The sequence below is a fragment of the Sphingomonas sp. IC4-52 genome (assembly GCF_020707225.1).
In the GTDB taxonomy this organism is placed as follows: domain Bacteria; phylum Pseudomonadota; class Alphaproteobacteria; order Sphingomonadales; family Sphingomonadaceae; genus Sphingomonas.
This window is the reverse complement of the sequence record NZ_JAJFEU010000001.1, coordinates 83,618-107,243: the sequence shown is the minus strand read 5'-3', so window position 1 is coordinate 107,243 and position 23,626 is coordinate 83,618. Positions and strand designations below refer to the sequence as shown.

Sequence of the window (23,626 nt, the reverse complement as noted above, 5' to 3'; positions counted from 1 at the left end):
GGGGCGGGCGAAACGGCCTCTCCCCGAAGCGCCGTTTCGGTGATGGAACCACCTGCGCTCTTGATCGCTCCGACCGCCATGCATGATTGTGTCATCATCGGCGGCGGACCGGCAGGACTGACGTCCGCCATTTATCTCGCCCGTTTTCACCTCGACATTCTGTTGTTCGACAACGGATCCAGCCGAGCCGCCCTGATCCCCTGCACCCACAATCACGCCGGTTTTCCGGGGGGGATCAGCGGCAAAGACCTGCTCGGGCGGATGAGCGAACAGGCCGCCTCCTTTGGCGTAAGGCGCCATCACGCACACGTCACCGGGATTGAGCCACAGGAGGACACCTTCCTCGTCCGCACTTCCGACATGGAGGTTCAGGCCAGGACAGTGCTGCTGGCGACCGGCGTGGTGAACAACCGACCCGACATGGATGATGCGCTGCATGACCGCGCCCTGGAACAAGGATTGCTTCGCTATTGCCCGATCTGCGACGGCTATGAGGTCACGGACAAGCGGATCGGGGTGATCGGAACCGGCAGCCACGGCATGCGGGAAGCGCTCTTCCTGCGCGGGTATTCCAGAGACATCACCCTGATTGCGCCGGATGCCGAGCACATGCTTGACGAAGAATGCGCTGCCGCACTTGATACTGCCGGCATCGCCCGCGTCGACGGCCCGTGTGGCGGCTTCGCGATCGAAGACGGACAGTTCGCCATGGATAGTGCAGCGGGACGCCTGCGCTTCGACAGCGTTTATCCCGCGCTGGGATCAAAGATCCGCTCTGAACTCGCGCTGGCAGCAGGCGCGCGCGGCACCGACGACGGCTGCATCGTCACGGACGAGCATCAACGTACCACGCTGCCCGGGCTGTACGCCGCAGGGGATGTCGTCAGGGGATTGGATCAGATCAGCCACGCCATGGGTCAAGCCGGGGTCGCGGCCACAACGATTCGTAACGAGCTCAGCGAGCGACGCGCGCTGCGACGTTAAATGCTGGACCTTGACGGTGAAGGCAGGATCAGCGGCAGAGATCAGCCGCTCATTGCGCGGAGCCACCGGCTCTCACGCGCCGATCACTCGGCTGCGAATGCCTCGGCAACGACCAGCCGTTCGCTATCCCATTCAGGCACAGCCTGCTGGTTCATGGGCACCATGAAACGCTTGCCGGTCGGCCGCTCGATTTCAATCACGTCGCCAGCCCCGAAATTTTCGACGGCAACGACTTGCCCAATCACCTCACCGGCTTCGGATGTGACGGGGAGCCCGAGCAAATCGGCATGATAATATTCCCCCTCCTCAAGAGGCGGGAGGGCCGATCGCGGCACCGTCAACTCGGTTCCGCGCAGCGCTTCTGCGGCGTTGCGGTCCAGTACTTCGGCGAACCGGGCGATGTTGCCGCGAAGCGACCGGAGCGTCAGCGCTCCGTTGTTGAACGACGTGAACGCCGCCACATCGTCGGCGAAAAGCTTCAGCTTCACTTCGCCGGCGATGCCGTGCGGCCCCGTCACCGCCGCCATGACGACGGTAGGCTCACCCGTTAGGTGAGCCTTCGTCGCCGGCCGGGGCGTCGTCGCGCCCTTCAGCTGGGTCGGGGGCGGAGACCCCTTCGTTGCTGGCGACCTTTTCGTCGTCATCATTGGCGGTCCGGGGGTCAGGATCTGGAATCATGGCGAGCTCCTTTCAGCGAAAGGAACGCGCCATGATCGGATCGGATGCTTACTCGGCGGTTGCTTCGGCCGCTTCGGTCTCGCCCGAACCTGCGTTCGCCGCTTCAGCCTCAGCCTCCTGCTGTGCCTTCAGCTTCTCGGCGCGCTCCTCGGCTCGCTCCTTGGCCTTCTCGCCCGGCTCGGCCTTCTTCGGGTTGTTGCGGGCCGCACGCTCACGCACGCCAGCCGCGTCAAGGAAGCGAGCAACGCGGTCGGTCGGCTGCGCACCGTTGCTCAGCCAGTGACGGGCACGCTCGGCGTCCAGCACAATGCGCTTCTCGTCGTCCTTGGCGAGCAGCGGGTTGTAGTTGCCGATCTTCTCGATGAAACGGCCGTCGCGGGGGCTACGCGCATCGGCAACGACGATGCGGTAATAAGGACGCTTCTTCGAACCGCCACGCGACAGGCGAATGCTCAGTGCCATTGTAGTCTCTTCCTTCTACGTATCTGAAAAAATTACTTCTTGAACTTCGGAAATCCCGGCGGCAGCGCGCCACCACCGCCCAAACCAGGCAGGCCCGGCAGCCCACCGCCACCCGCTTTGCCCAGCATGTCGCCAAGCTCCGGGCCGCCGATGGCATTACCGATGCCGGCCATGCCGCCGCCAGGGCCACCTTTGCCGAGCATGGCCAGCATGCCCTTGATGCCGCCCATCTTGCGGATCTTCTTCATCGCCGTGGACATTTCCTGATGCATCTTCAGGAGCTTGTTCACGTCCTGAACGGTCGTGCCGCTGCCCTTGGCGATGCGGATCTTGCGCTTGGCGTTGATCAGTTCCGGCTTGGCGCGCTCCTTGGGCGTCATCGAGGTGATCATCGCGTCCATACGAAGCAGGATGCGTTCATCGACCGCGCCGTTGGCCATCGCCGCCTGCGCCTTCTTCATGCCCGGGATCATGCCCGCGAGCGCGCCAAGGCCGCCCATGCGCCGCATCTGCGCCAGCTGGCCGCGCAGGTCGTTCATGTCGAACTGACCCTTGGCCAGCTTCGCCGCCATGCGTTCGGCGTCTTCCTGCTGGATCGACTCCGCCGCCTTTTCGACGAGGCTGACGACGTCGCCCATGCCGAGGATACGGCCGGCAACGCGCTCGGCATGGAACGCCTCGAGCGCATCCATCTTTTCGCCGACGCCGGCGAACTTGATCGGCTTGCCAGTGACGGCGCGCATCGAAAGCGCCGCGCCGCCGCGCGCGTCGCCATCCATCCGGGTCAGCACGACACCGGTGAGCGGCACCTGATCGGAGAAGCTCTGCGCGACGTTGACCGCGTCCTGCCCCGTCAGCGAGTCGACGACGAGCAGGATTTCCTGCGGCGTCGCGATTTCCGCGACGGCCTTCATCTCGTCCATCAACGCCTGGTCGACGTGCAAGCGGCCCGCCGTATCGAGCATCAGGACGTCGAAACCCTGCAGCTTCGCGGCCTGCAGCGCCCGCCGCGCAATCTCCACCGGTTGCTGGCCCGGCACGATGGGCAGCGTCTGGACCTCGACCTGCTTGCCGAGCGTCGCGAGCTGCTCCTGCGCAGCAGGACGATTGACGTCGAGCGACGCCATCAGCACCTTCTTGCGATCGCGACCCATCTGGCCGCCCGACAACCGCTTGGCGATCTTCGCGGTGGTAGTCGTCTTGCCCGAACCCTGCAGGCCGACCATCATCACCACCGCCGGCGGCGTGACGTCGATCTTCAGCTCGGCGGCCTGCGGATCTTCCCCGCCCAGCATCGCGACCAGCGCGTCATGGACGATCTTGACGACCTGCTGGCCCGGTGTGACCGAGCGAAGCACGTTCTGGCCGATCGCCTTCTCGGTTGCATCGTCGACGAACTGACGCGCAACCGGCAGCGCGACGTCCGCCTCCAGCAGGGCGACGCGCACTTCGCGCATCGCTTGGCGCACGTCCGCCTCCGTCAGCGCGCCGCGGCCGCGCAGACGATCGAACACACCGCCAAGACGATCGCTCAGGCTGTCGAACATCGCGTCAAAACTCCTTCACCCGCCCAAACGCAAAAGCGCCGGCGGGCGAAACCTCGCCGGCCAGCGTGCACCACATGGGCGCTTGTCATCAGCGTTCAACACGGAACGTGCGCGCCCTGTAACGCAACAAGCCAGCAAGGGCAAGCCGCGGCACCATTAACGCCTTCTACATACTATCGTCGCAAAGTGGCAGGACATGGATGAGTCCACCGCCTACGAGCCCGCGCGTCCTGCCGGGGGCGAGACGCGCGCGACGCCGGTCGGCCTCGCGACGATGGCGGCCGTCGCATTGTGCGTGGTCGTCATGGCCGCAGTGATCATAGCCGTTATCCGAAACGGGTCGGCAGCGGCGGAACCGCTGGTATGGCCGCTCATCATCGCACTTCTGCTGAATCTTGCGGTCATTCTCGTCGGTCGCAAACGCCACGTGGAGCTCGCACAGCGATTGCACCATCATCTGGACAGCAGCGAAGGTGCGCGTCGACTTTCCCTCAACGATCCCCTCACCGGTTTTCTGAACCGGCGCGCCCTGGTCGAAGAAGGCGCGGCGATGATCCAGGACGCTACGCAGCGCCGCCTCGCCGTTGCGATGCTCATGATCGACCTCGATCGGTTCAAGACGATTAACGATCTGCACGGCCACGCGGTTGGCGACGCGCTGCTTGCCCGCGTCGCGACGGAGATTCGCAACGAACTTCCGCCCTTGTCCCTCGCTGCGCGCGTCGGGGGGGACGAGTTTGCCTGCGTCTTCATCTTCAATCCATCCGAGCCGAAGACGGTGCAGCGTATCGCGGAACGGCTGGTCAGCCGGCTGGCGCGCCCGGTTGATCTTGGCGATACGTCGATCCGTGTTTCCGCCTCGATCGGGATCGCGCGCTCCGATCAGGAGCGCACCTCGGTCGAAGCCCTCATTCGGGCGGCAGACATCGCGATGTATGCCGCAAAGGAAGCCGGCCGAAATCGCTTCAGCTGGTTCGATCCGGACATGGCCCGCGCGCTGCACGCCCGCAACGAGTTGGAGAGCGCGCTTCGCGCCGCCATCCCGGCCGGGCAGATCGTGCCCTATTTCGACCAGCAGATCGATCTGAGCAGTGGCCAGCTGCTCGGCTTTGAAGTGCTCGCGCGGTGGGAACATCCGATACACGGTCAGATCAAACCGGATCGCTTCATCCCCATTGCCGAACAGACCGGCATGATAGCCGATCTTTCCCAGTCTCTGATGAGCCAAGCCCTCCAGGCCGCTCGCGATTGGGATCCGGCACTAACCATCTCGATCAACGTCTCGCCCGTCCAATTGCGCGATGCTTGGCTGCCGCAGAAGATCATCAAGCTACTGCTGGAAACCGGATTCCCCGCGCATCGGCTGGAGATCGAGATCACCGAACGGGCATTGCTCGAGAATCTGCCGCTTGCTCAATCCATTATCGGCAGCCTGAAGAACCAGGGCATCCGCGTCGCGCTCGACGATTTCGGCACTGGCTATTCCAGCCTCGGCCACCTGCGCGCGCTTCCCTTTGACCGGATCAAGATCGACCGCAGCTTCGTGCAGGCGATCGCTGATGATCAGGACAGCGCCGCCCTTGTGGGTGCCGTCGCCAGTGTCGGGGCTAGCCTGAACCTGCCGGTGACCGCGGAAGGCATTGAGGATCTTGCGCTGGAAGCGCGGATGCGCGCACTCGGGTGCGCGCGCGGACAGGGATATCTGTACGGCCGCCCGATGGACGCGGCGAATACGCGTCGGCTGCTGGCCGAGCGCCGTCTGCTAGCCGCCGGCAGCGCAGCGTCAGAAGCTGAGCGCCGCCTCGTCGGCTGAGCGAGCGGGACGCCGCCTAGTTCCTCGGCGGCTGCCGTCGATAGCTCAGCGCCTCGGCCACATGAAGGCGTCCGATCTCGGCACTGCCGGCCATGTCAGCGATCGTGCGCGCCACCCGCAGGATGCGGGTATAACCGCGAGCGGATAGCCGCATCGCTTCGGCCGCCTGCGCCAGCAGGGCGCGACCGGCAGGATCAGGCGTCGCGAACTTCTCCAGCAGCTCGCCATCGATTTCCGCATTCGTGCGGATCCCGGCTTCGCGATAACGCTCCGCCTGGGCGCTGCGCACTGCAGCGACTCGCGTCGCGACCTCCGCCGATCCTTCCGCGGAGGGTGGCAGCATCAGGTCCACGGCACTGACCGCCTGCACTTCCACGTGCAGGTCGATCCGGTCGAGCAGCGGACCAGAAACCTTCGCCTGGTAATCCGCCGCGCATTTTGGAGCTCTTGCGCACGCGAGCCCCGCATCGCCAAGATAGCCGCACCGGCACGGGTTCATCGCCGCGACCAACTGAACTTTCGCGGGGAACGTAACGTGCGCATTGGCCCGGGCCACGCTGACGTTCCCGGACTCGAGCGGCTGTCGCAGCGAGTCGAGGACCGCGCGCTGGAACTCAGGCAACTCGTCGAGAAAGAGTACGCCGAGGTGCGCCATGCTCACCTCGCCCGGCCGCACCTTCAGCCCGCCGCCCGTCAGCGCCGCCATGGAGGCAGAGTGATGCGGTGCGCGGAAGGGTCGGGTGCGCGTCAGCCGCCCACCCTCCAGCGTGCCGGCCACCGACTGCACCATGGAGACCTCAAGCGCTTCCCCGGGGTCGAGCGGCGGCAGTATTCCCGGCAGGCACGCCGCCATCAGCGACTTGCCCGAGCCCGGTGGCCCGACCATCAGCAGATTGTGGTTGCCGGCCGCTGCAATCTCCAGCGCGCGTTTTGCCGTTTCCTGACCACGGACCTGCCGCAGGTCGGGGCCCTTTGCGCTCGTCTCCACGTCGCCGGCGCGCGGTGCCGGCAAAAGGCCATGGCCTTTCAGATGATTGATGAGCGACAGGAGGTCGGGTGCGGCGACCACGTCGATTGATCCACTCCAGGCTGCCTCTGCGCCTTGGGACGCCGGACAAATCAGCCCCTTGCCGATCTCCGCCGCGTGCAGCGCCGCCAGCAACACGCCCGGCGAGGGCGCGAGCCGGCCATCCAGTGTCAGCTCGCCAACAATGACATATTCGGCCAGCGCTTCGGCATCGACCACCCCCATCGCGGCCAGCAGGCCAAGCGCAATCGGCAGGTCGAAATGCGACCCCTCCTTGGGCAAATCCGCCGGCGACAGGTTGACCGCAATTCTCTTCGGCGGCAGCGCAAGCCCCATCGCGGCGATTGCTCCCCGAACCCGCTCGCGACTCTCGCCCACCGCTTTATCGGCCAGTCCGACCAGATTAAATGCTGGCAAGCCTGCGATCAGCTGCACCTGCACTTCAACGGCGCGCGCCTCCAATCCGAGATACGCTACCGTTGCGACGATCGCCGCCATAGATCCCCCCTGCTCCCCGCCCCTGCTCATACCGGCTTTCCGGCCGCTGCGAAGCTCCCGCGCGCGTCTTGCCAATGCAACACACCTTCGCCACATGGCTGCCATGCGCGACCGCCATCCTGTGATGCGTATTCTGCAACTGACCCTCGGTGGGCTCCTGCTTGTGGGTGCCGCGCTGATGGGTCCCCTGCCCGGCCCCGGCGGCATCTTCCTGTTTGCAGGGGGCATGATCCTGATCCTGCGCAACTCGCGCTGGGCTCAGGTGCGCTGGGCGCGCGTGAAGCGGCGCTGGCCGCGCATTGGCAACATGGTCGATCGGGTCATGCGCCGGCCTAGCGAGCGGCGGCGGCGGGCGCGCGATCGTGTCCTCGGCTCGCGTTGACTTGCACCGCGCCTTCGCTTATGCCGCGCACCATTCGGGCCGTCCCTCGTGGCGGCCTTTATTTTTCAGATTCGGGAATGAACCATGAAGCGGACCTTTCAGCCGAGCAACCTGGTGCGGGCACGCCGTCACGGCTTCCGTGCACGGATGGCGACGGTCGGCGGTCGCGCCGTGATCCGCGCGCGCCGGGCGCGCGGCCGCAAGAAGCTGTCGGCCTAACCGTCTTACAGGATAAGACGGACTCAAGCTTGACCATGCTTACTCGCCGCCGGGATTTCCTGGCGGCGAATGCTGGACGGCGTGCGCCAATGCCTGGCTTCGTGCTGCTGGTGCGCCCACGCGATGATGGCGACGCTGCGATGCGCGTTGGCTACACCGTAACCAAGAAGATCGGCAACGCTGTGGTACGTAACCGGATGAAGCGCCGGTTGCGTGCCTTGGCGCGTGAGCTGTTGCCGACTGAGGGCGTATCTGGCGCCGATCACGTGCTGATTGGCCGCATGGGCGGCATCGAACGTGATTATGCCAGTCTTCGGGCGGAGCTCAGCAAGGCGCTGCGCAAGGTCAGCCGATGATCGCACGGCTGTTGATCCTCCTGGCGCGCGGCTGGCAGCTTGGCCCTTCGCTGATCCTGCCGCCGTCGTGCCGATATCAGCCAAGCTGTTCGGCCTATGCAATCGAGGCGCTGCGCCGCTATGGGGCCGCACGTGGCGGCTGGCTGGCGGCGAAGCGGATCGCGCGTTGTCATCCGTGGGGCGGGCACGGCTATGATCCGGTGCCGTAAGGGAATTGGGCGCTCGTGAACCAAGAGAATAAGAACTTTGTCCTGTTCGCGGTGATCGCGGCGCTGATCCTGTTCGGATGGCCGGTGATCCAGAACCGGTTCTTTCCGACCGCCAACCCTCCGGTAACCAAGATCGAGGCTGGCAAGCAGAAGGTTTTGCCTCAGCCTGCTGCCGATCCCACTGCCGACACGCCCGCTGCGATCCGTGATCGCACGGCTGTTCTGCGCGAAGCGCCGCGCGTTCAGATCGACACGCCGACCATGCATGGCTCGATCAATCTGCGCGGCGCCCGGATCGATGATCTGGTGCTGAAGAACTACAAGGAAACCATCGCTAAGGACTCGCCCCCGGTGCGTCTCCTGTCGCCGGCTGGCACGCGCGATGCGTATTTTGCTGGTTTCGGCTGGCGTGACGAGGGCTTGGCGCCTCCGTCCTCGGACACGGTCTGGACTGCATCTTCCCAGCTTCTGGCGCCCGGCAGGCCGGTGACGCTGACCGCCGCCAATGCGAAGGGTCAGCGCTTCGCGATCGAGCTGTCGGTTGATGACGGCTATATGTTCAGCATCAAGCAGACGGTGGCAAACGCGGGTCCGGCGCCTGTTCCCGTCGCCGCCTACGGCCTCGTCAACCGTGCTGGCGTTTCGGAGGATCCCGACAGCTGGACCGTTCACGTCGGGCCGATGTCGGTGCACAACGACAAGGCGGATTACGACGTCAACTTCAAGGACGTGGACGAAGGCGACAAGCGCTTCTCCACTACCGGCGGCTGGCTGGGCTTCGTCGACAAATATTGGCTCACTGCGCTGATCCCCGATCAGGCACGCGCCTTCGACGGCCAGTTCCGTGCGGGCGCCAACAAGGCGTACCAGGCCGATTACACCAGCAGCGCACAACTGCTGCAGCCCGGTCGTCAGGTCACGCAGAGCAGCCGCTTCTTCGCCGGCGCGAAGGAAGTCCGTCTGCTGGATCATTATACCGATAAGGAAGGCGTCAACCGCTTCGACTATGCGCTCGACTGGGGCTGGTTCCGCCTCATCGAAAAGCCGATCTTCTATTATCTCGACTGGCTGTTCCGCCACTTGGGCAACTTCGGCATCGCCATCATCCTGCTGACGCTGACGATCCGTCTCCTCATGTTCCCGATTGCTCAGCGCCAGTTCGCCTCCATGGCCAACATGCGCGCCGTGCAGCCGAAAATGAAGGCGATCCAGGAGCGGTACAAGGACGACAAGCCGCGCATGCAGCAGGAGATCATGGCGCTCTACAAGGCCGAGAAGGTCAATCCTCTCGCCGGCTGTCTGCCCACCCTGCTTCAGATCCCGATCTTCTACGCGCTGTACAAGATGCTGATGCTGACCATCGAAATGCGGCATCAGCCGTTCGTCGGCTGGATCAAGGATCTGTCCGCGCCCGATCCGCTCACCCCGGTGAACCTGTTCGGCCTGCTTGCCTTCACGCCTCCCTCGTTCCTCGCGATCGGCGTAGTGCCTATCCTGCTCGGCATCAGCATGTACTTCCAGTTCAAGCTGAACCCGGCTCCGATGGATGACGCGCAGAAGCAGATCTTCTCGCTGATGCCGTGGGTGCTGATGTTCGTAATGGCCCCGTTCGCAGTCGGCCTTCAGGTCTACTGGATCACCTCCAACGTGCTCACCATTCTGCAGCAAAAGCTGCTCTACGCCCGCCATCCAGGCCTGAAGGAAGCTCCCGCGAAATGACCACCCCCTCCCAGCCTGCGGAAGAGAACCAGCCGCAGGCTGGCGCGGAAGCTTTGACGGACGACGATCAGGCGACCAACTCGGCCGAGGCGATTGAAACCGCGCGCAAGATTTTCGCGGGGCCCATCACGTTTTTGAGATCGGCTCCGGCGCTTCAGTTCCTGCCAGAACCCCATGTTCCCGAAGTGGCCTTTGCCGGCCGCTCCAACGTCGGCAAATCGTCGCTGATCAATGCACTGACCGGCCGCAAGACCCTGGCGCGCACCTCTGTGACGCCGGGACGCACACAGGAATTGAACTTCTTCGACGTTGGCGAGCCGCTCCAGTTCCGCCTCGTCGACATGCCCGGCTACGGCTTCGCCAAGGCGCCCAAGGACATGGTCAAGAAGTGGCGCTTTCTGGTGAACGACTTCCTGCGCGGGCGGCAGGTTCTGAAGCGCGCGCTGGTGCTCATCGACGCGCGTCACGGCATCAAGGATGTGGATCGTGAGATCCTCGACATGCTCGACAAGGCGGCGGTCAGCTATCGCATGGTCCTGACCAAGGCAGACAAGATCAAGGCGACCGACCTTGCCGAGGTGACGCAGCGCACGATCGCGGAGGCTCGCAAGCGACCGGCCGCCCATCCGGAGATCATCGCCACTTCCTCGGAAAAGGGCATGGGCATTCCGGAACTGCGCGCGGCGGTAGTCGAAGCGATCGGTTGAGTTGCGCATGGGACGCGGCGGCGATACGCCCGGTCCCATGAAGCTCATCATCGGCAACAAGGCCTATTCGTCCTGGTCGCTCCGCGGCTGGCTCGCCTGCAAGCAATCGGGCCTGCCGTTCGAGGAAGTGGTCGTGCCGCTGTACGATCAGGATTGGGACCGCCGGCGTGAGGGCGCCGAATTCGCACCCTCTTCCGGGAAGGTGCCGATCCTGTGGGATGGCGAGGCTGTCGTGTGGGACAGTCTCGCGATCATCGAATATCTCGCCGACAAGGTTAGCCGGGACCGGTTCTGGCCGGCTGATGAGGCGGCCCGCGCCATGGCTCGCTCGATGGCGGCCGAGATGCATTCCAGCTTCATCGCGCTGCGCCGCGAGCATAGCATGAACATTCGCCAGGTTTATTCGCCAGTGCCGCCCTCTGAAGCTGTAGTGGCGGACCTCTCGCGAATCATGGAGCTCTGGGCACAAGCACGCGCGCGTTTCGCAGGAGACGGCCAGTTCCTGTTCGGGGACTTTGGGGCGACGGACATCATGTTCGCCCCAGTCTGCACCCGCATCGTCACCTATTCGCTGCCCGTTCCGCGATTTGCCGCCGCTTATATCCACTCGGTGCTCACCCACCCCTTCATGCAGGATTGGATTGCCGGTGCGCAGGAGGAGGATTGGGTGATTGAGCAGTTCGAGCAACCCGCCCGCGCATGACCGATACGCTTGAGCTGGCGAAGGCGCTGATCGCCTGCGAAAGCGTCACGCCGGCACGCGGAGCGGTGTTCGACGTTTTGGAAGCCGCGCTAGAGCCCCTCGGCTTCGACGTCGAGCGGTTCATACTTGGCGAGTCGCCGGACGGCCCGGTCGAAAACATGCTGGCGGTTCGCGGCAATGGCTCGCCCCATATCGCCTTCGCTGGTCATGTCGACGTGGTGCCACCCGGCGAGGGTTGGACGAGCGGCGCCTTTACTCCCGACGTCCGCGGCCGGCTGCTTTACGGTCGTGGCGCAGTCGACATGAAGGGCGCCATTGCAGCTTTCGTCGCGGCGGCAGCAAGGGCTCAGGGGCCGGGCACGACGAGCCTCATCATCACTGGCGATGAGGAAGGTCCAGCCGTCTACGGCACCCGTGCGCTGATCGAACGTATGCAGGCTCGGGGGTTGAAGCCGGACTTCTGCTTGGTGGGTGAGCCGACCTCTGCGGCGCGGCTCGGCGACATGATCAAGATCGGTCGCCGGGGATCGGTCAACATCTGGATCGACGTGCCTGGCCGCCAGGGCCACGTCGCTTATCCGCATCTCGCTGATAATCCTATCCCGCGGCTGGTCGCCGCCTTGGCCGAGATCGACGGCATTGTGCTTGATGAGGGTAATGCCTGGTTCCAGCCGTCGAATATCGAGGTCACGGACATTGCGGTCGGCAACCCGGCGACCAACGTCATTCCGGCCAAGGCCTCTGCCCGCCTGTCGATCCGCTTCAATGATCAGCATCGCGGCTTGGATCTGACGCAACGGATCACCTCCGTGGTTCACCGCCACGCTCCCGAAGCGCAGGTTCGCGGAATCGTATCGGGAGAGGCGTTTCTGACCGGACCAGGGCCGCTCTCGACGATCCTTTCAGCAGCCATCGAGGCAAACACCGGAATCACGCCCGAGCTTTCCACCACTGGCGGCACCTCGGACGCTCGCTTCCTCTCGGCACTCTGTCCGGTGGTCGAGTTCGGGCTGCTTAACGCCACCATGCACAAGCTAGACGAGGCCGTATCCGTCGCAGATCTCTACGCGCTTACTGACATTTACGCTGACTTTCTCGCCCGCATCGGCAACGCTGGTTCCTGAGACGGAGGGACTTACGCGCGGAGGTCAGCACCGGTGCCCGGCACGCAGCTCCACCCAGTGCTGGGGCAGAGCCCTCCGCCATTCACCCACCCTGCATACAGAAAGAGCGCGGAATGCCCCAGGCACTCCGCGCTCCCCTGATACGCGCCCACTGGCGTTGGATCAGCCGGCCTGTTCCGCAAGGACCGTCAGGCCGTTGGCATTCACTTCCGCGAAACCGCCGCGGATGGCGATCGTCTCGGGCGCGGCGCCCTGGGTCTTGTGAACCAGCAGGTCGCCATCGCGGATGGTCGACATCAGCGGAGCGTGGCCTTCCAGCACGCCGAAGTCACCTTCGGTGCCCGGCACGGTGACCATATAGACGTCTTCGCTACGGACGAGACGTTCGGGAGTGACGAGTTCGAAGTGGAGCATCTCTTCTTCTCACTCCCCTCCCGGATCCAGGAGGGGTTTGGGTAGGCCGCTTGGAAGGGGAGCCTTACGGCCGCCCCCTCCCCTGATCCCTCCCGCGGTGCGGGAGGGAGATCGGCTTACGCCTCCTGCGCCAGCTTCTCGGCCTTGGCGACGACTTCGTCGATGCCGCCGACCATGTAGAACGCTGCTTCCGGCAGGTGATCGTATTCGCCGTTCACGACTGCCTTGAACGAGCGGACCGTGTCCTCCAGCTGCACGAACTTGCCCGGAATGTTGGTGAACACCTCGGCGACGTGGAACGGCTGCGACAGGAAGCGCTGGATCTTGCGCGCGCGGCTGACGGTCAGCTTATCCTCTTCGGACAGCTCGTCCATGCCGAGGATGGCGATGATGTCCTGCAGAGACTTGTACTTCTGCAGGATCGTCTGCACCGCACGAGCCGTCTCGTAATGCTCCTGACCGACAACGCGCGGCTCGAGAACGCGGCTGGTCGAGTCCAGCGGGTCCACCGCCGGATAGATGCCGAGTTCGGAGATCGCGCGGCTGAGCACCGTCGTCGCGTCGAGGTGAGCGAACGAGGTGGCCGGCGCCGGGTCGGTAAGGTCGTCGGCGGGCACGTACACGGCCTGCACCGAAGTGATCGAGCCCTTGTTCGTCGAGGTGATGCGCTCCTGCAGCGCGCCCATGTCGGTCGACAGGGTCGGCTGGTAGCCCACGGCCGAAGGAATACGGCCGAGAAGTGCCGACACTTCTGCGCCCGCCTGGGTGAAGCGGAAGATGTTGTCGACGAAGAACAGCACGTCCTGGCCCTCGACGTCACGGAAATACTCCGCGATCGTCAGGCCCGAGAGAGCGACGCGTGCGCGGGCGCCCGGCGGCTCGTTCATCTGGCCGAACACCAGCGCCACCTTCGAACCTTCGCTGGTCGGGTTGCCGTCGGCGTCCTTGGCGATAACGCCAGCGTCGAGGAACTCGTGGTAAAGGTCGTTGCCCTCGCGGGTACGCTCACCGACGCCTGCAAACACCGACGTGCCGCCGTGGCCCTTCGCGATGTTGTTGATCAGCTCCTGGATGAGCACGGTCTTGCCCACGCCAGCGCCGCCGAACAGGCCGATCTTGCCGCCCTTCGCATAGGGGGCGAGCAGGTCGATGACCTTGATGCCGGTGACGAGAATGGCGCTCTCGGTCGACTGATCGACGAACAGCGGAGCGGACGCGTGGATCGGCGCATGGTGCGCCGAGTTGACCGGACCGCGCTCGTCGATCGGCTCGCCGACGACGTTCAGGATGCGGCCGAGCGTTGCCGGGCCAACCGGCACGGTGATCTGCGCACCGGTGTCGGTCACGTTCTGGCCGCGGGTCAGGCCCTCGGTCGAGTCCATCGCGATCGTGCGGACGGTGTTCTCACCCAGGTGCTGGGCAACCTCGAGCACAAGGCGCTGGCCGTTGTTCTCGGTTTCCAGCGCCGACAGGATCGCCGGCAGGTGGTTGTCGAACGTCACGTCGACGACGGCGCCGATCACCTGGCTGATGCGGCCGACATTGTTGCTGCCCGAAGTGGTCGGACGATCCTCAAGGACGGTGGCCATGTTCTGCTTCCTGCTTTCGAAACTTAGAGCGCTTCGGCGCCCGAGATGATCTCGACCAGCTCGGTCGTGATCGCTGCTTGGCGCGCGCGGTTATACTGAATGCTGAGGCGCTTGATCATATCGCCGGCGTTACGCGTCGCATTGTCCATCGCGGTCATGCGGCTGCCCTGCTCCGACGCGGCATTTTCCTGCATCGCGCGGAAGATCTGGATCGCGACGTTGCGCGGCAGCAGCTCGGCGAGGATCGCTTCCTCGTCGGGCTCATATTCCACCGCCGCACCGCCGTCGTTGGCCGTCGTCACCTCACCGGCCGGCACTGCCACCGGAATGATCTGCTGCCCGGTCGGGATCTGCACCAGCGCTGACTGGAACTTGGCGAAGAACAGGTGCGCGACGTCGAACTCGCCAGCTTCGTAACGGGCGATCAGATCGTCGGCGATCTCGCGCGCTTGCTCGAAGCCAAGCACCTTGTGCTGGCCAAGCTCATGGTCCGCAGCGATGCCGTTCGGATAGAAGCGGCGCAGCACGCGGCCCTTCTTGCCGGCGAGATAGAAGCGCACGGTCTTGCCAGCGCGCTCCAGCTCCTCGGCCTTCTTGCGGGCAGCGCGAACGATGTTGGTGTTGAACGCACCCGCCAGGCCGCGCTCCGAGGTCGCGACGACGAGCAAGTGGACCTGATCCTTGCCGGTGCCGGCGAGCAGCTTGGGGCTGTTCTCGCTGACGGTCACCTTCGATGCGAGGCTGGCCATCACCGCCTCCAGCCGCTCGGCATAAGGCCGGCCGGCCATCGCCGCTTCCTGCGCACGGCGCAACTTCGCGGCGGCGACCATCTTCATCGCCTTGGTGATCTTCTGCGTCGACTTCACCGAGCCGATGCGGATCTTGAGGGCCTTCAACGACGCCATTCTGTTTCCACTTTGTTGTGCCCCCGCCGCATCGGCGGAAGCCCAGACCGGGTTCCCGCGCCGGGCTTCATCAAGACGTTGCCTCGATGAACCCTATCGCGGGAACACAACTCCTTACGCGAAGGTCTTCGCGAACGCGTCGAGCGCAGCGACCACCTTGCCCTTGGCTTCGTCGCCAAGATCACGGCTGTCGCGGATCAGCTTCAGCGTGTCGCCATGCTGGTCGCGCATGAAGGCCAGCATTGCCGCCTCATAACGAACCACGTCCTGCACGGGCACGGTATCGAGATAGCCGTTGGTGCCGGCAAAAATCGACACCGTCTGCTCCTCGAACGGCAGCGGCGAGAACTGCGGCTGCTTCAGCAGCTCGGTCAGGCGCGCACCACGGTTCAGCAGCTTCTGCGTCGAGGCGTCGAGGTCCGAACCGAACTGAGCGAAGGCCGCCATTTCGCGGTACTGCGCCAGCTCCAGCTTGATCGAGCCGGACACCTTCTTCATCGCCTTGGTCTGCGCCGACGAGCCCACGCGGCTCACCGACAGACCCACGTTGATCGCTGGGCGGATGCCAGCGAAGAACAGGTCGGTTTCAAGGAAGATCTGGCCGTCGGTGATCGAGATCACGTTGGTCGGGATGTACGCCGACACGTCGCCCGCCTGAGTCTCGATGATCGGCAGCGCGGTCAGCGAGCCATTGCCATTGGCGTCGTTCATCTTCGCCGCACGCTCCAGCAGGCGCGAGTGGAGATAGAACACGTCGCCCGGATAGGCTTCGCGGCCCGGCGGACGGCGCAGCAGCAGCGACATCTGGCGGTAGGCAACTGCCTGCTTCGACAGATCGTCATACACGATCACGGCGTGCATGCCGTTGTCGCGGAAGAACTCACCCATCGCGCAGCCGGTATAGGGCGCAAGGAACTGCAGCGGCGCAGGATCCGACGCGGTCGCGGCGACGATGATGGAATATTCCATCGCGCCATTCTCTTCCAGCGTGCGGACAAGCTGAGCGACCGTCGAACGCTTCTGACCAACGGCGACGTAGATGCAGTAGAGCTTCTTCGACTCGTCGTCGCCCTTGTTCACTTCGCGCTGGTTGATGAACGTGTCGATCGCGACGGCCGACTTGCCGGTCTGACGGTCACCGATGATCAGCTCGCGCTGGCCACGGCCGACCGGCACGAGCGCGTCGATCGCCTTGAGACCGGTCTGCACGGGCTCGTGCACCGACTTGCGCGGAATGATGCCCGGCGCCTTCACCTCGACGCGGCGACGCTCGGTCGACACGATCGGGCCCTTGCCGTCGATCGGGTTGCCAAGGCCGTCGACCACGCGGCCGAGCAGGCCCTTGCCGACCGGTACGTCCACGATGGTGCCGGTACGACGAACGGTGTCGCCTTCCTTGATCTCGGCGTCCGAGCCGAAGATCACGACACCGACGTTGTCGGCTTCCAGGTTGAGGGCCATGCCCTGCACGCCATTGGCGAACTCGACCATCTCGCCCGCCTGGACGTTGTCGAGGCCGTAGATGCGCGCGATGCCGTCACCGACGCTGAGCACCTGGCCGGTCTCGCTGACCTGGGCCTCGGTGCCGAAATTGGCGATCTGGTCCTTGATGACCTTCGAGATTTCTGCGGCGCGGATATCCATCACTTAGCCTTTCATCGCGCTGGCGAGCGCATTCAAGCGGGTACGGATCGACGAATCGATCATCTGAGAACCGATGCGGACGACGAGCCCGCCAAGGAGCGCGGGGTCGACCGCCAAATCGACCGACACTTCGCGGCCGACGCGTTGGCGAAGCTGCTGCTTCAGCTCGGCGACCTGATCGTCGGTCAACGCGTGGGCGCTGGTCACTTCGGCGGTCACTTCGCCGCGATGACGCGCGGCGAGCGTGCGAAACGCGCGGATGATCGCGGGCAGCTCCGCCAGGCGGCGGTTCTGCGCCAGCACGCCCAGGAAATTGCGGGTTGTCGCGTCGACACCCAGCTCGTCCGCCGTGGCGAGCACGGCCTTGCTGGCTGCATCGCGCGCCACCACCGGCGACGTCGTCAGCGCCTTGAAATCATCCGATTGATCGAGCGCGGTGCGAACCTTTGCCAGGCTCGCCTCCACCGTATCGATCGTCTTCGCCTGTTCGGCGAGGTCGAACAGCGCGGTCGCATAACGCCCGCCCAGGCTCGCCTGGATGCTGCTGCCTAGATTACCGCTGGAACCATCCACGCGATTCGATCCCCGTTCGCACTAAGAGTAACCCCCATGCGAAAACACGGCGCGCGAACGGCGCCGTCGCTTGGGTTGGCCGGCGCGTAGCAAAGGGGTAGCGTTGATGCAACAAGCTGTAACGAGAGGGTGACGATGGGCGAAATGATCCGGATGGCGATGAGCGACGGTGCGAACATCGCCGTCTACCATGCACCTGCCGTGGGCGAGCGTCGCGGCGGCGTGGTGCTGGTGCAGGAGATCTTTGGGGTTACCGAGCATATTCGTGAGATGGCCGACGATTATGCCAGCGAAGGCTATGAGGTTCTGTCCCCCGCGCTTTTCGATCGTGAGCACCCCGGATTTGAGGCGGGCTATACCGGCCCCGATTTCGAACGCGCTGTTGAGCTCGCGCGTACGCTGCATCCGTTCGACTTGTCGTTGAAGGACACGCAGACCTGCATTGATGCCCTGCGCGACAAGGGGCCGGTGTTCGTGGTGGGCTATTGCTATGGTGGCTCCATCGCCTGGGCTGCGGCGACCAAGCTGGACGGCGTCGCGGCCGCTTCCGCTTATTACGGCAGCATGGTGCCCGCCTTCGCTGCTGAAGCGGCGCCGCGCGTGCCGGTGATCGCTCATTTCGGGCGCTACGATCGAGGAATCCCGATGGAGGGCGTGGAGTCGGTCATCGCCAAGGATTTCACGCTCGCCGAAGTGCACGTCTATGAAGCCGGTCACGGCTTCAATTCGGATCGCCGCAAGGATTATCACGAGCCATCGGCGGAGCTCGCCCGGGATCGCACCCTCACGCTGTTTCGTGAGAATGGCGGCTGATCCAGCGCTCCGCCGCCATCGTCATCTGTTAGAAGCGCCAGGTTCACTTTTCCCCGGCGCTTTCCTCCTCACCATTCGCCGCCCCCGCGCCCGCAGCGATGGCCTCCTCACCCTTAAGGCCCGCCTCCAGCGCGGCCAGCACCCGACTGGATGGGTTATCGACCCCGGCGTGGGGATTGTAGGCAAGCGGCCGTAGAAGCTGCTGGGCGGCCGGAATCTCGCCCGCGCCGATCCTCGCCATTGCGGCTGCGAAGCGCACGTAATTGTCCTGAGGGGCGAGCTCCTGCGCGCGGTGCAGCCCCTTGATCGCCGAAGGCGTGGGCTCGATCCCCTGCAGGATGAAGCTCTGCCAGAACCACCACAGGGGTTCGGCGTCGTCCGGATCAGCGCGATTCGCCTTTACGATGCTGGCGCGGGCGGCATTCCACGCTTTCGGGTCGGTGGATTTCGCCTGCCCTAATTGGCGAAGCTTCACGCGCCCCTGGTAAAGCAATGCCTGCACGGATTTCGGGTCGCGCCCCACCGCCTTTTGCGCGGCCGCAAGCGCCGCATCATCCTCGCCTGCGTCAAAGGCCATTTCGGCCAGCCATCCCTGCACCACCGGATCGTCGGCATGCCGGGCCCCGATCGGCGCCGCCTTGGCGTAGAGCTTGCGACCGCTTTCTCGATCAACGCCGCGCAATGATTGCATGCGCAGGTCAATCAGGTCCGCCTCGCCCTCGCTCAACCGGCGAATGGCGATCGGCGGGGTCTGCGTGCCGGCGAACGGCATGGACAGGCCGAGCATCCGGCGCTGGTTGAGATAGCCGGAGAGCTTTCGGTCCAGCAGCTTCAGATCACCAAACGTCTGCTCCGCCGCCGCGACCGAGCCGGTGCCCTGGTTCAGTGCCTTGAGATAATCGAGGAACTGCGCGTTCCGCTCCCCATCGAAGCTGAAATAATGGGTCATCAGCCAGCCGCGCCCGTAAAAGGCGTCCATGTCCATCCCGCTTTTGCGCACGGGATCGAACATCTGGCGCGCCGACAGCCGCTCGCCTTGCATCAGGCCGTAAGCGCGATGTTGCGCAGCATAGCCAATAGTGGCGTTTTCTTCCGTGATCCGCATGGTGGAGGCGAATTCGGCGAAGCCCTCGGAATACCAGGCGGGAAACGCAATGTTGTAGGTGCCCAGCAGGAAGTGATGGGCATATTCGTGGAACAGGACGATCCGGCCCCAGTCGTTGTGTTCGGTCCACCCACCCTTCGCGCTGTATGCGGTCGATCCGCTCACCCGCGACAAGTAGAAGCCGGCAGCATTGGTGCACCGGCAAAGCCGCCTCACATCGCCATCGTCGACCAGGAACACCGTCACCTTGCGGGACTCGATCTCCGGCTCGTCGGCCACCTTGAGGAACCGGCGCAGCCCCCAATCGAGGCGCTCCAGCGCCTCGGACTGGCGCCGAAGCACCTTCTCGGAGGTGTTCGAATATAAGGTGAAGTGCCTGGATTTCGCTTCCAGCCATTCGGCCTGCGCGGCCGGCGCCACGGCCAGCCCACACAGCAGGGCCAGCAACCCACGCCAGATCATCGTCCTCTTCCCCCTTTGTCCCCGGGGACGAGGCTAGCGCGGAAATTGCTGACTCAAAACCTTATTGTGATCGTCCGCGCGCCTGCACGGCGGCCCGCCGCGCTTCAACGGCCTCCGGCGTGACCGCCCGGTTCGCCGCCGACGAGCGCTCATGCTCCAACGCCATCGCTTCGCCGAACGGCCGGGCAAAGCCGTCGTCGATCAGCTTCTTGTATGCGGCAATGAAGTCCGCATCGGCGGAGGCGATGTCCGCGGCAAGCTGACGGGCCGTTGCCAGCAATTCGCTTGCGGGCACCACCCGGTTAACAAGGCCCCATCGCTCCGCGGTCGCGGCATCCAGGAAATTGCCACTGAGCGACAGTTCCTTGGCGCGCGAGATGCCGATCAGACGGGACAGCTTCTGGCTCAGCCCCCATCCCGGCATCACGCCGACGCGAGCGTGCGTGTCCGCAAACCGCGCCTTGTCGCTGGCGATTAGGATGTCACAAGCAAGCGCGACCTCGAAGCCGCCAGTGATCGCCACGCCATTGATCGCACCGATCACCGGCTTGCGGCACAGCTCGATCGCCTTGACCGGGTTCTCGTCCGCCCCGGTCGCGTTGGCCGAGCCAAGCGCCCCCGCCTTCGATCCGAGTTCCTTCAGGTCCAGCCCGGCGGTGAACGCCCGCTCGCCCGCCCCGGTCAGCACCACCGCGCGTACTGCATCGTCCGCATCCACCTGCGTCATTACGCGATACAGCTGCGACCGCAGCGCCGACGACAATGCGTTCATCGCCTCCGGCCGGTTCAGCGTCACCGTGGCAACACCATCCTCGATGTCCAGCAGTACCAGATCAGTCATTCCTCGCCTCTCTCATTATTTCGCCGCATCGTAACGACGGAGCCGCCAGCGTCCACTCCGTCTCTGGCGCGACACCGCGAGGCTGCTACGAGAGCGATCGGGGGGAGAATGTCAGATGCTTAAATTGTTGGTGCTTGCCGTTGCGGCCGCGGGGACGTTGGGTGCCGTGGCCGAGCCGTCACCGTCTGCGATGGCGGAACTAGAAAAAGCCACCGCAGCGTTTGATGAGCCGAACTGCCCGGCAGTGCTCGAGTCGGTGGCGCGCCTGAAAGCGATGCCAGACTACAAGCAGAACGACTTCGTTTACCGTGTCACGCTAGAATTTTCCGCGCTCTGTCTCGGACAATCGGGCAAGGAAGCCGACAAGGCCGCTGCCTATGCCGACGCGATGCTAGCGAGCGCGATGGCTGGCAGCGGTGACGGCGTCTGGGGTGTGCGGCTCGACCGCGAGGTGAGAACGAAAGATTGGCCGGCCGCCGTCACATCGTTCGAACGGGTCGCTGTCGAGCGGCCGCTCATGTTGAACAGGCTCCCCCTGGCATGGCTGAACTACATCGACCTGCAGCTACGCCGCGCCAATCAGACTGCGCTGCGTCGCCGCTATCTCGCGCTCTTCGCCGACAGCAGCTACTGGCCCGATGAGCCCGGCGGCAGCACCGAAGGCTTCCGCTTCCGCTACGCCCTGCTGCTGGCGGATGCCGGGGAACAGGAGAAGGCCAACGCCATTGCCCGCCTCCTCACCAATGCATCGTTGCTCATCTCGCTCAGTCTGGATCCCCGCTTCCGCCCCGTCTTCGGCGACGATCTCGACCTGCGCGCCGTCACCGAGGGCTACCTGACGCAGCTTCGCACCCAGGTCGGTCGCTTCCCCAACGCGATCCGGCCGGTGATCGACGTGGCGGAGCACCAGCGCCTGCTCGGCCGCCCGCAGGAGGCGCTGGCGACGCTGCGTGCGCTCGAACCGGCGATCAAGGGCGACACGCCGCTCAGCGACCGCGACGACAATGTGATCTGGTGGTGGGACCAGATATCGCGCGCCCATTATGCAGCGGGCGACGTTCCCGCCGCCATCGCCGCCCTGCGCACCGCGAGCGCGATTCGGGAAGGCAACGCCGTCAACGTCAGCCAGACGATCAACCTCGCCAACCTCCAGCTCACCACCGGCGATCCAGCCGGCGCGATGGCGACGCTCAAGCCACTCGATGGTGCCGGCGACGGCACCGCCAGCCCTTATGGCGTCATGCAGGTGGTCGGCGTGCGCGGCTGCGCCAGCCATCGACTCGGCCAGCAGGCGGTGGCTGACGCCGATCTCGCTTATGCCGCGTCACATCGCAGCGACGCGCCGAGCACGCTCACCATGCTCCAGCTGTGCCGCGGCGATCTCGACGGCGCCGCGGCCAGCATGATCGCGCGGCTGGAGAATAAGGATCAGCGCCACGGCGCGCTGGAGGAGCTCAGCACCTTCGACGCCCCGCCAAACACGCTGCCGCGCGATCCGGTCGACTTGGCGCTAGCGACATTGCGCACACGCCCTGACGTGAAGGCGGCGGCACAGAAGGCCGGCGGGACGCGGAACTTCAATATTCAGATGTCCGGCTTCTAGCACCGCTTTGATCGCAAGCGACGGGATGTGCGCCGCCGCCCGGCACGCTAGATCGGCAGGCATGAGCGACACGATCGATCACCAGAGCGCCTGGGCCGCCTTCGCCGCACGCGATCGGCAGGCGGACGGGCGCTTCGTCGTCGCGGTGCGCACCACCGGCATCTATTGCAAGCCGAGCTGCCCGGCGCGGCATCCCCGACGTGAGAACGTCAGCTTCTATCCCGATCCGGCGCAGGCACGCGCCGCGGGCTTTCGCGCGTGTCTGCGCTGCTGCCCCGACGACGAGGCGCGGGACCGCGTCGCCGTCGCTGGGGCGATCGCGCTCATGGAGGCGGCGGAGACCGGTCCTGGGCTCGAAGATCTTGCGGCAGCGGTGGGCTATGCCCCGCATCACTTCCACCGCCTCTTCAAGCGCGCGACCGGCGTCACCCCTGCGGCCTGGGCGCGCGCGCTGAAGTCGAGGCGCGCCGCCGAGGCGCTGAGCGAGGGCGCCACCATTACCCAAGCCATCTACGAGGCCGGCTATTCCTCCCCAAGCCGCTTTTATGCGCACGGGGCGCAACGGCTCGGCATGGCGCCAAGCGCTTGGGTGCGCGGCGGCGCTGGAGTCACCATCCGCTGGACCATCGCAACCACCAGCCTTGGCCCGATGCTGGTCGCAGCGACGGAGCGCGGGATTTGCCGGATCGCTTTCGATGAGAACGACAGCGCCCTGCGCGCGCGCTTTCCGGCGGCGGAGATCGCAGCCGGAGGCGAGTCGCTGGCCGCGCTGGCGGCGCAAGTGGTGGCCGCCGTGGAGCGCCCCGGACGCGACCTCACCCTGCCCCTCGACGTGCGCGGCACCGCCTTTCAGGAGGCAATCTGGCAAGCGCTCCGAACCATTCCGCCGGGCGAGACCAGATCCTATGCGGATCTTGCCGCTCTTGCCGGCCGTCCGGGTGCCGTTCGCGCCGCCGGCTCGGCATGTGGCGCAAACCACGTTCCCGTGCTGATCCCCTGTCATCGCGTAACCCGGGCGGATGGCGCGATCGGCGGCTATGCCTTCGGCGCCGAGCGCAAGCAGATCCTGCTCGATCGGGAGCGTGATCGGGCTGAGTGAGCCAGCCGATCCGCTACCCGAAGTCGCCCTGGTCTTTAAGCCGGCGCCTGGTCTTACCCTGCCGCGGCCCCTCTGCCGGCACCGCCCGCCTGGCCGCACGTTTAGGTAAACGTAAAGCCTTCGCGCGTAGATTGATGGTGCAGACAGCAG

General features: G+C 65.0%; 25 protein-coding genes. 13 read left to right on the top strand and 12 right to left on the bottom strand.

From position 1 onward, the window contains the following. Window positions 1-78: 78 nt before the first annotated feature. Complete coding sequence (locus LK535_RS00465) at window positions 79-984, top strand: NAD(P)/FAD-dependent oxidoreductase (protein WP_227771018.1); 906 nt, start codon at window positions 79-81, stop codon at window positions 982-984. Window positions 985-1,067: 83 nt separating this feature from the next. Here the strand turns inward: LK535_RS00465 and rimM are convergent, their stop codons facing one another. Genes rimM through ffh form a run of 4 tightly spaced genes read right to left on the bottom strand, consistent with a single transcriptional unit; the run spans window position 1,068 to window position 3,671 of the window. Further along, window positions 1,068-1,511, bottom strand: coding sequence for a ribosome maturation factor RimM (gene rimM / locus LK535_RS00460; RefSeq protein WP_227769942.1), 444 nt, complete (start codon window positions 1,509-1,511; stop codon window positions 1,068-1,070). Window positions 1,512-1,524: 13 nt separating this feature from the next. Further along, window positions 1,525-1,662: a hypothetical protein gene (locus LK535_RS00455; RefSeq protein WP_227769941.1), complete on the bottom strand. Its 138-nt coding sequence runs from the start codon at window positions 1,660-1,662 to the stop codon at window positions 1,525-1,527. A 48-nt stretch (window positions 1,663-1,710) separates the two neighbouring features. Next, window positions 1,711-2,124 carry a 30S ribosomal protein S16 gene (gene rpsP, locus LK535_RS00450; protein WP_227769940.1) on the bottom strand — a complete coding sequence of 138 codons (414 nt, stop codon included), beginning with the start codon at window positions 2,122-2,124 and terminating at the stop codon, window positions 1,711-1,713. A 32-nt stretch (window positions 2,125-2,156) separates the two neighbouring features. After that, on the bottom strand, window positions 2,157-3,671 hold the full coding sequence (gene ffh / locus LK535_RS00445) for a signal recognition particle protein (protein WP_227769939.1): 1,515 nt from the start codon (window positions 3,669-3,671) through the stop codon (window positions 2,157-2,159). Between the two features lie 196 nt (window positions 3,672-3,867). Here ffh and LK535_RS00440 point away from each other — a divergent pair, with 196 nt between their 5' ends. Continuing rightward, window positions 3,868-5,484 (top strand): putative bifunctional diguanylate cyclase/phosphodiesterase, encoded by a 1,617-nt coding sequence (locus LK535_RS00440; RefSeq protein ID WP_227769938.1) that lies wholly within the window; start codon window positions 3,868-3,870, stop codon window positions 5,482-5,484. Between the two features lie 16 nt (window positions 5,485-5,500). Here LK535_RS00440 and LK535_RS00435 read toward each other — a convergent pair whose 3' ends face one another. After that, a complete protein-coding gene (locus tag LK535_RS00435) occupies window positions 5,501-7,009 on the bottom strand; it encodes a YifB family Mg chelatase-like AAA ATPase (RefSeq protein ID WP_227769937.1) in 1,509 nt (502 codons plus the stop codon). 124 nt (window positions 7,010-7,133) lie between these two features. On the opposite strand from LK535_RS00435, the gene LK535_RS00430 reads away from it, so the two are divergent. The 8 genes from LK535_RS00430 to dapE all read left to right on the top strand — a co-directional run bounded on the left by LK535_RS00430 (window position 7,134) and on the right by dapE (window position 12,428). After that, complete coding sequence (locus LK535_RS00430) at window positions 7,134-7,391, top strand: hypothetical protein (protein WP_227769936.1); 258 nt, start codon at window positions 7,134-7,136, stop codon at window positions 7,389-7,391. 84 nt (window positions 7,392-7,475) lie between these two features. Further along, window positions 7,476-7,610 (top strand): 50S ribosomal protein L34, encoded by a 135-nt coding sequence (gene rpmH / locus LK535_RS00425; RefSeq protein ID WP_028056723.1) that lies wholly within the window; start codon window positions 7,476-7,478, stop codon window positions 7,608-7,610. A 35-nt stretch (window positions 7,611-7,645) separates the two neighbouring features. Beyond that, on the top strand, window positions 7,646-7,966 hold the full coding sequence (gene rnpA / locus LK535_RS00420) for a ribonuclease P protein component (protein WP_227771017.1): 321 nt from the start codon (window positions 7,646-7,648) through the stop codon (window positions 7,964-7,966). Further along, complete coding sequence (gene yidD, locus LK535_RS00415; RefSeq protein ID WP_227769935.1) at window positions 7,963-8,175, top strand: membrane protein insertion efficiency factor YidD; 213 nt, start codon at window positions 7,963-7,965, stop codon at window positions 8,173-8,175. The genes rnpA and yidD overlap by 4 nt, the downstream gene beginning before the upstream one ends. 15 nt (window positions 8,176-8,190) lie before the next feature. Then, complete coding sequence (gene yidC, locus LK535_RS00410) at window positions 8,191-9,894, top strand: membrane protein insertase YidC (protein WP_227769934.1); 1,704 nt, start codon at window positions 8,191-8,193, stop codon at window positions 9,892-9,894. Next, complete coding sequence (gene yihA, locus LK535_RS00405; protein ID WP_227769933.1) at window positions 9,891-10,601, top strand: ribosome biogenesis GTP-binding protein YihA/YsxC; 711 nt, start codon at window positions 9,891-9,893, stop codon at window positions 10,599-10,601. The genes yidC and yihA overlap by 4 nt, the downstream gene beginning before the upstream one ends. A gap of 37 nt (window positions 10,602-10,638) precedes the next feature. Then, window positions 10,639-11,304: a glutathione S-transferase family protein gene (locus LK535_RS00400; RefSeq protein WP_227769932.1), complete on the top strand. Its 666-nt coding sequence runs from the start codon at window positions 10,639-10,641 to the stop codon at window positions 11,302-11,304. Then, window positions 11,301-12,428, top strand: a complete 1,128-nt coding sequence (gene dapE, locus LK535_RS00395) for a succinyl-diaminopimelate desuccinylase (RefSeq protein WP_227769931.1) — start codon at window positions 11,301-11,303, stop codon at window positions 12,426-12,428. Before LK535_RS00400 ends, dapE begins: the two co-directional genes overlap by 4 nt. A gap of 162 nt (window positions 12,429-12,590) precedes the next feature. On the opposite strand, the gene LK535_RS00390 is transcribed toward dapE, so the two are convergent. From LK535_RS00390 to LK535_RS00370, 5 genes are all read right to left on the bottom strand, one after another. Further along, on the bottom strand, window positions 12,591-12,842 hold the full coding sequence (locus LK535_RS00390) for an ATP synthase F1 subunit epsilon (protein WP_227769930.1): 252 nt from the start codon (window positions 12,840-12,842) through the stop codon (window positions 12,591-12,593). A gap of 116 nt (window positions 12,843-12,958) precedes the next feature. Then, entirely contained in the window at window positions 12,959-14,431 is a 1,473-nt protein-coding gene (gene atpD, locus LK535_RS00385; RefSeq protein WP_227769929.1) for a F0F1 ATP synthase subunit beta, read from the bottom strand. 23 nt (window positions 14,432-14,454) lie between these two features. After that, window positions 14,455-15,336 carry a F0F1 ATP synthase subunit gamma gene (locus tag LK535_RS00380; protein WP_227769928.1) on the bottom strand — a complete coding sequence of 294 codons (882 nt, stop codon included), beginning with the start codon at window positions 15,334-15,336 and terminating at the stop codon, window positions 14,455-14,457. A gap of 114 nt (window positions 15,337-15,450) precedes the next feature. Further along, window positions 15,451-16,980 carry a F0F1 ATP synthase subunit alpha gene (gene atpA, locus LK535_RS00375; protein ID WP_227769927.1) on the bottom strand — a complete coding sequence of 510 codons (1,530 nt, stop codon included), beginning with the start codon at window positions 16,978-16,980 and terminating at the stop codon, window positions 15,451-15,453. A gap of 3 nt (window positions 16,981-16,983) precedes the next feature. Then, window positions 16,984-17,553: a F0F1 ATP synthase subunit delta gene (locus LK535_RS00370; protein ID WP_227769926.1), complete on the bottom strand. Its 570-nt coding sequence runs from the start codon at window positions 17,551-17,553 to the stop codon at window positions 16,984-16,986. Between the two features lie 135 nt (window positions 17,554-17,688). Here LK535_RS00370 and LK535_RS00365 point away from each other — a divergent pair, with 135 nt between their 5' ends. Beyond that, entirely contained in the window at window positions 17,689-18,366 is a 678-nt protein-coding gene (locus LK535_RS00365) for a dienelactone hydrolase family protein (protein WP_227769925.1), read from the top strand. A gap of 43 nt (window positions 18,367-18,409) precedes the next feature. Here LK535_RS00365 and LK535_RS00360 read toward each other — a convergent pair whose 3' ends face one another. Beyond that, complete coding sequence (locus tag LK535_RS00360; protein ID WP_227769924.1) at window positions 18,410-19,933, bottom strand: hypothetical protein; 1,524 nt, start codon at window positions 19,931-19,933, stop codon at window positions 18,410-18,412. 61 nt (window positions 19,934-19,994) lie between these two features. Then, window positions 19,995-20,774 (bottom strand): enoyl-CoA hydratase, encoded by a 780-nt coding sequence (locus LK535_RS00355; protein ID WP_227769923.1) that lies wholly within the window; start codon window positions 20,772-20,774, stop codon window positions 19,995-19,997. 115 nt (window positions 20,775-20,889) lie between these two features. On the opposite strand from LK535_RS00355, the gene LK535_RS00350 reads away from it, so the two are divergent. Together LK535_RS00350 and ada are read left to right on the top strand one after the other, a co-directional pair. Then, window positions 20,890-22,377 (top strand): hypothetical protein, encoded by a 1,488-nt coding sequence (locus LK535_RS00350; protein ID WP_227769922.1) that lies wholly within the window; start codon window positions 20,890-20,892, stop codon window positions 22,375-22,377. A gap of 61 nt (window positions 22,378-22,438) precedes the next feature. Next, window positions 22,439-23,476 carry a bifunctional DNA-binding transcriptional regulator/O6-methylguanine-DNA methyltransferase Ada gene (gene ada, locus LK535_RS00345; RefSeq protein WP_227769921.1) on the top strand — a complete coding sequence of 346 codons (1,038 nt, stop codon included), beginning with the start codon at window positions 22,439-22,441 and terminating at the stop codon, window positions 23,474-23,476. Window positions 23,477-23,626: the final 150 nt, after the last annotated feature.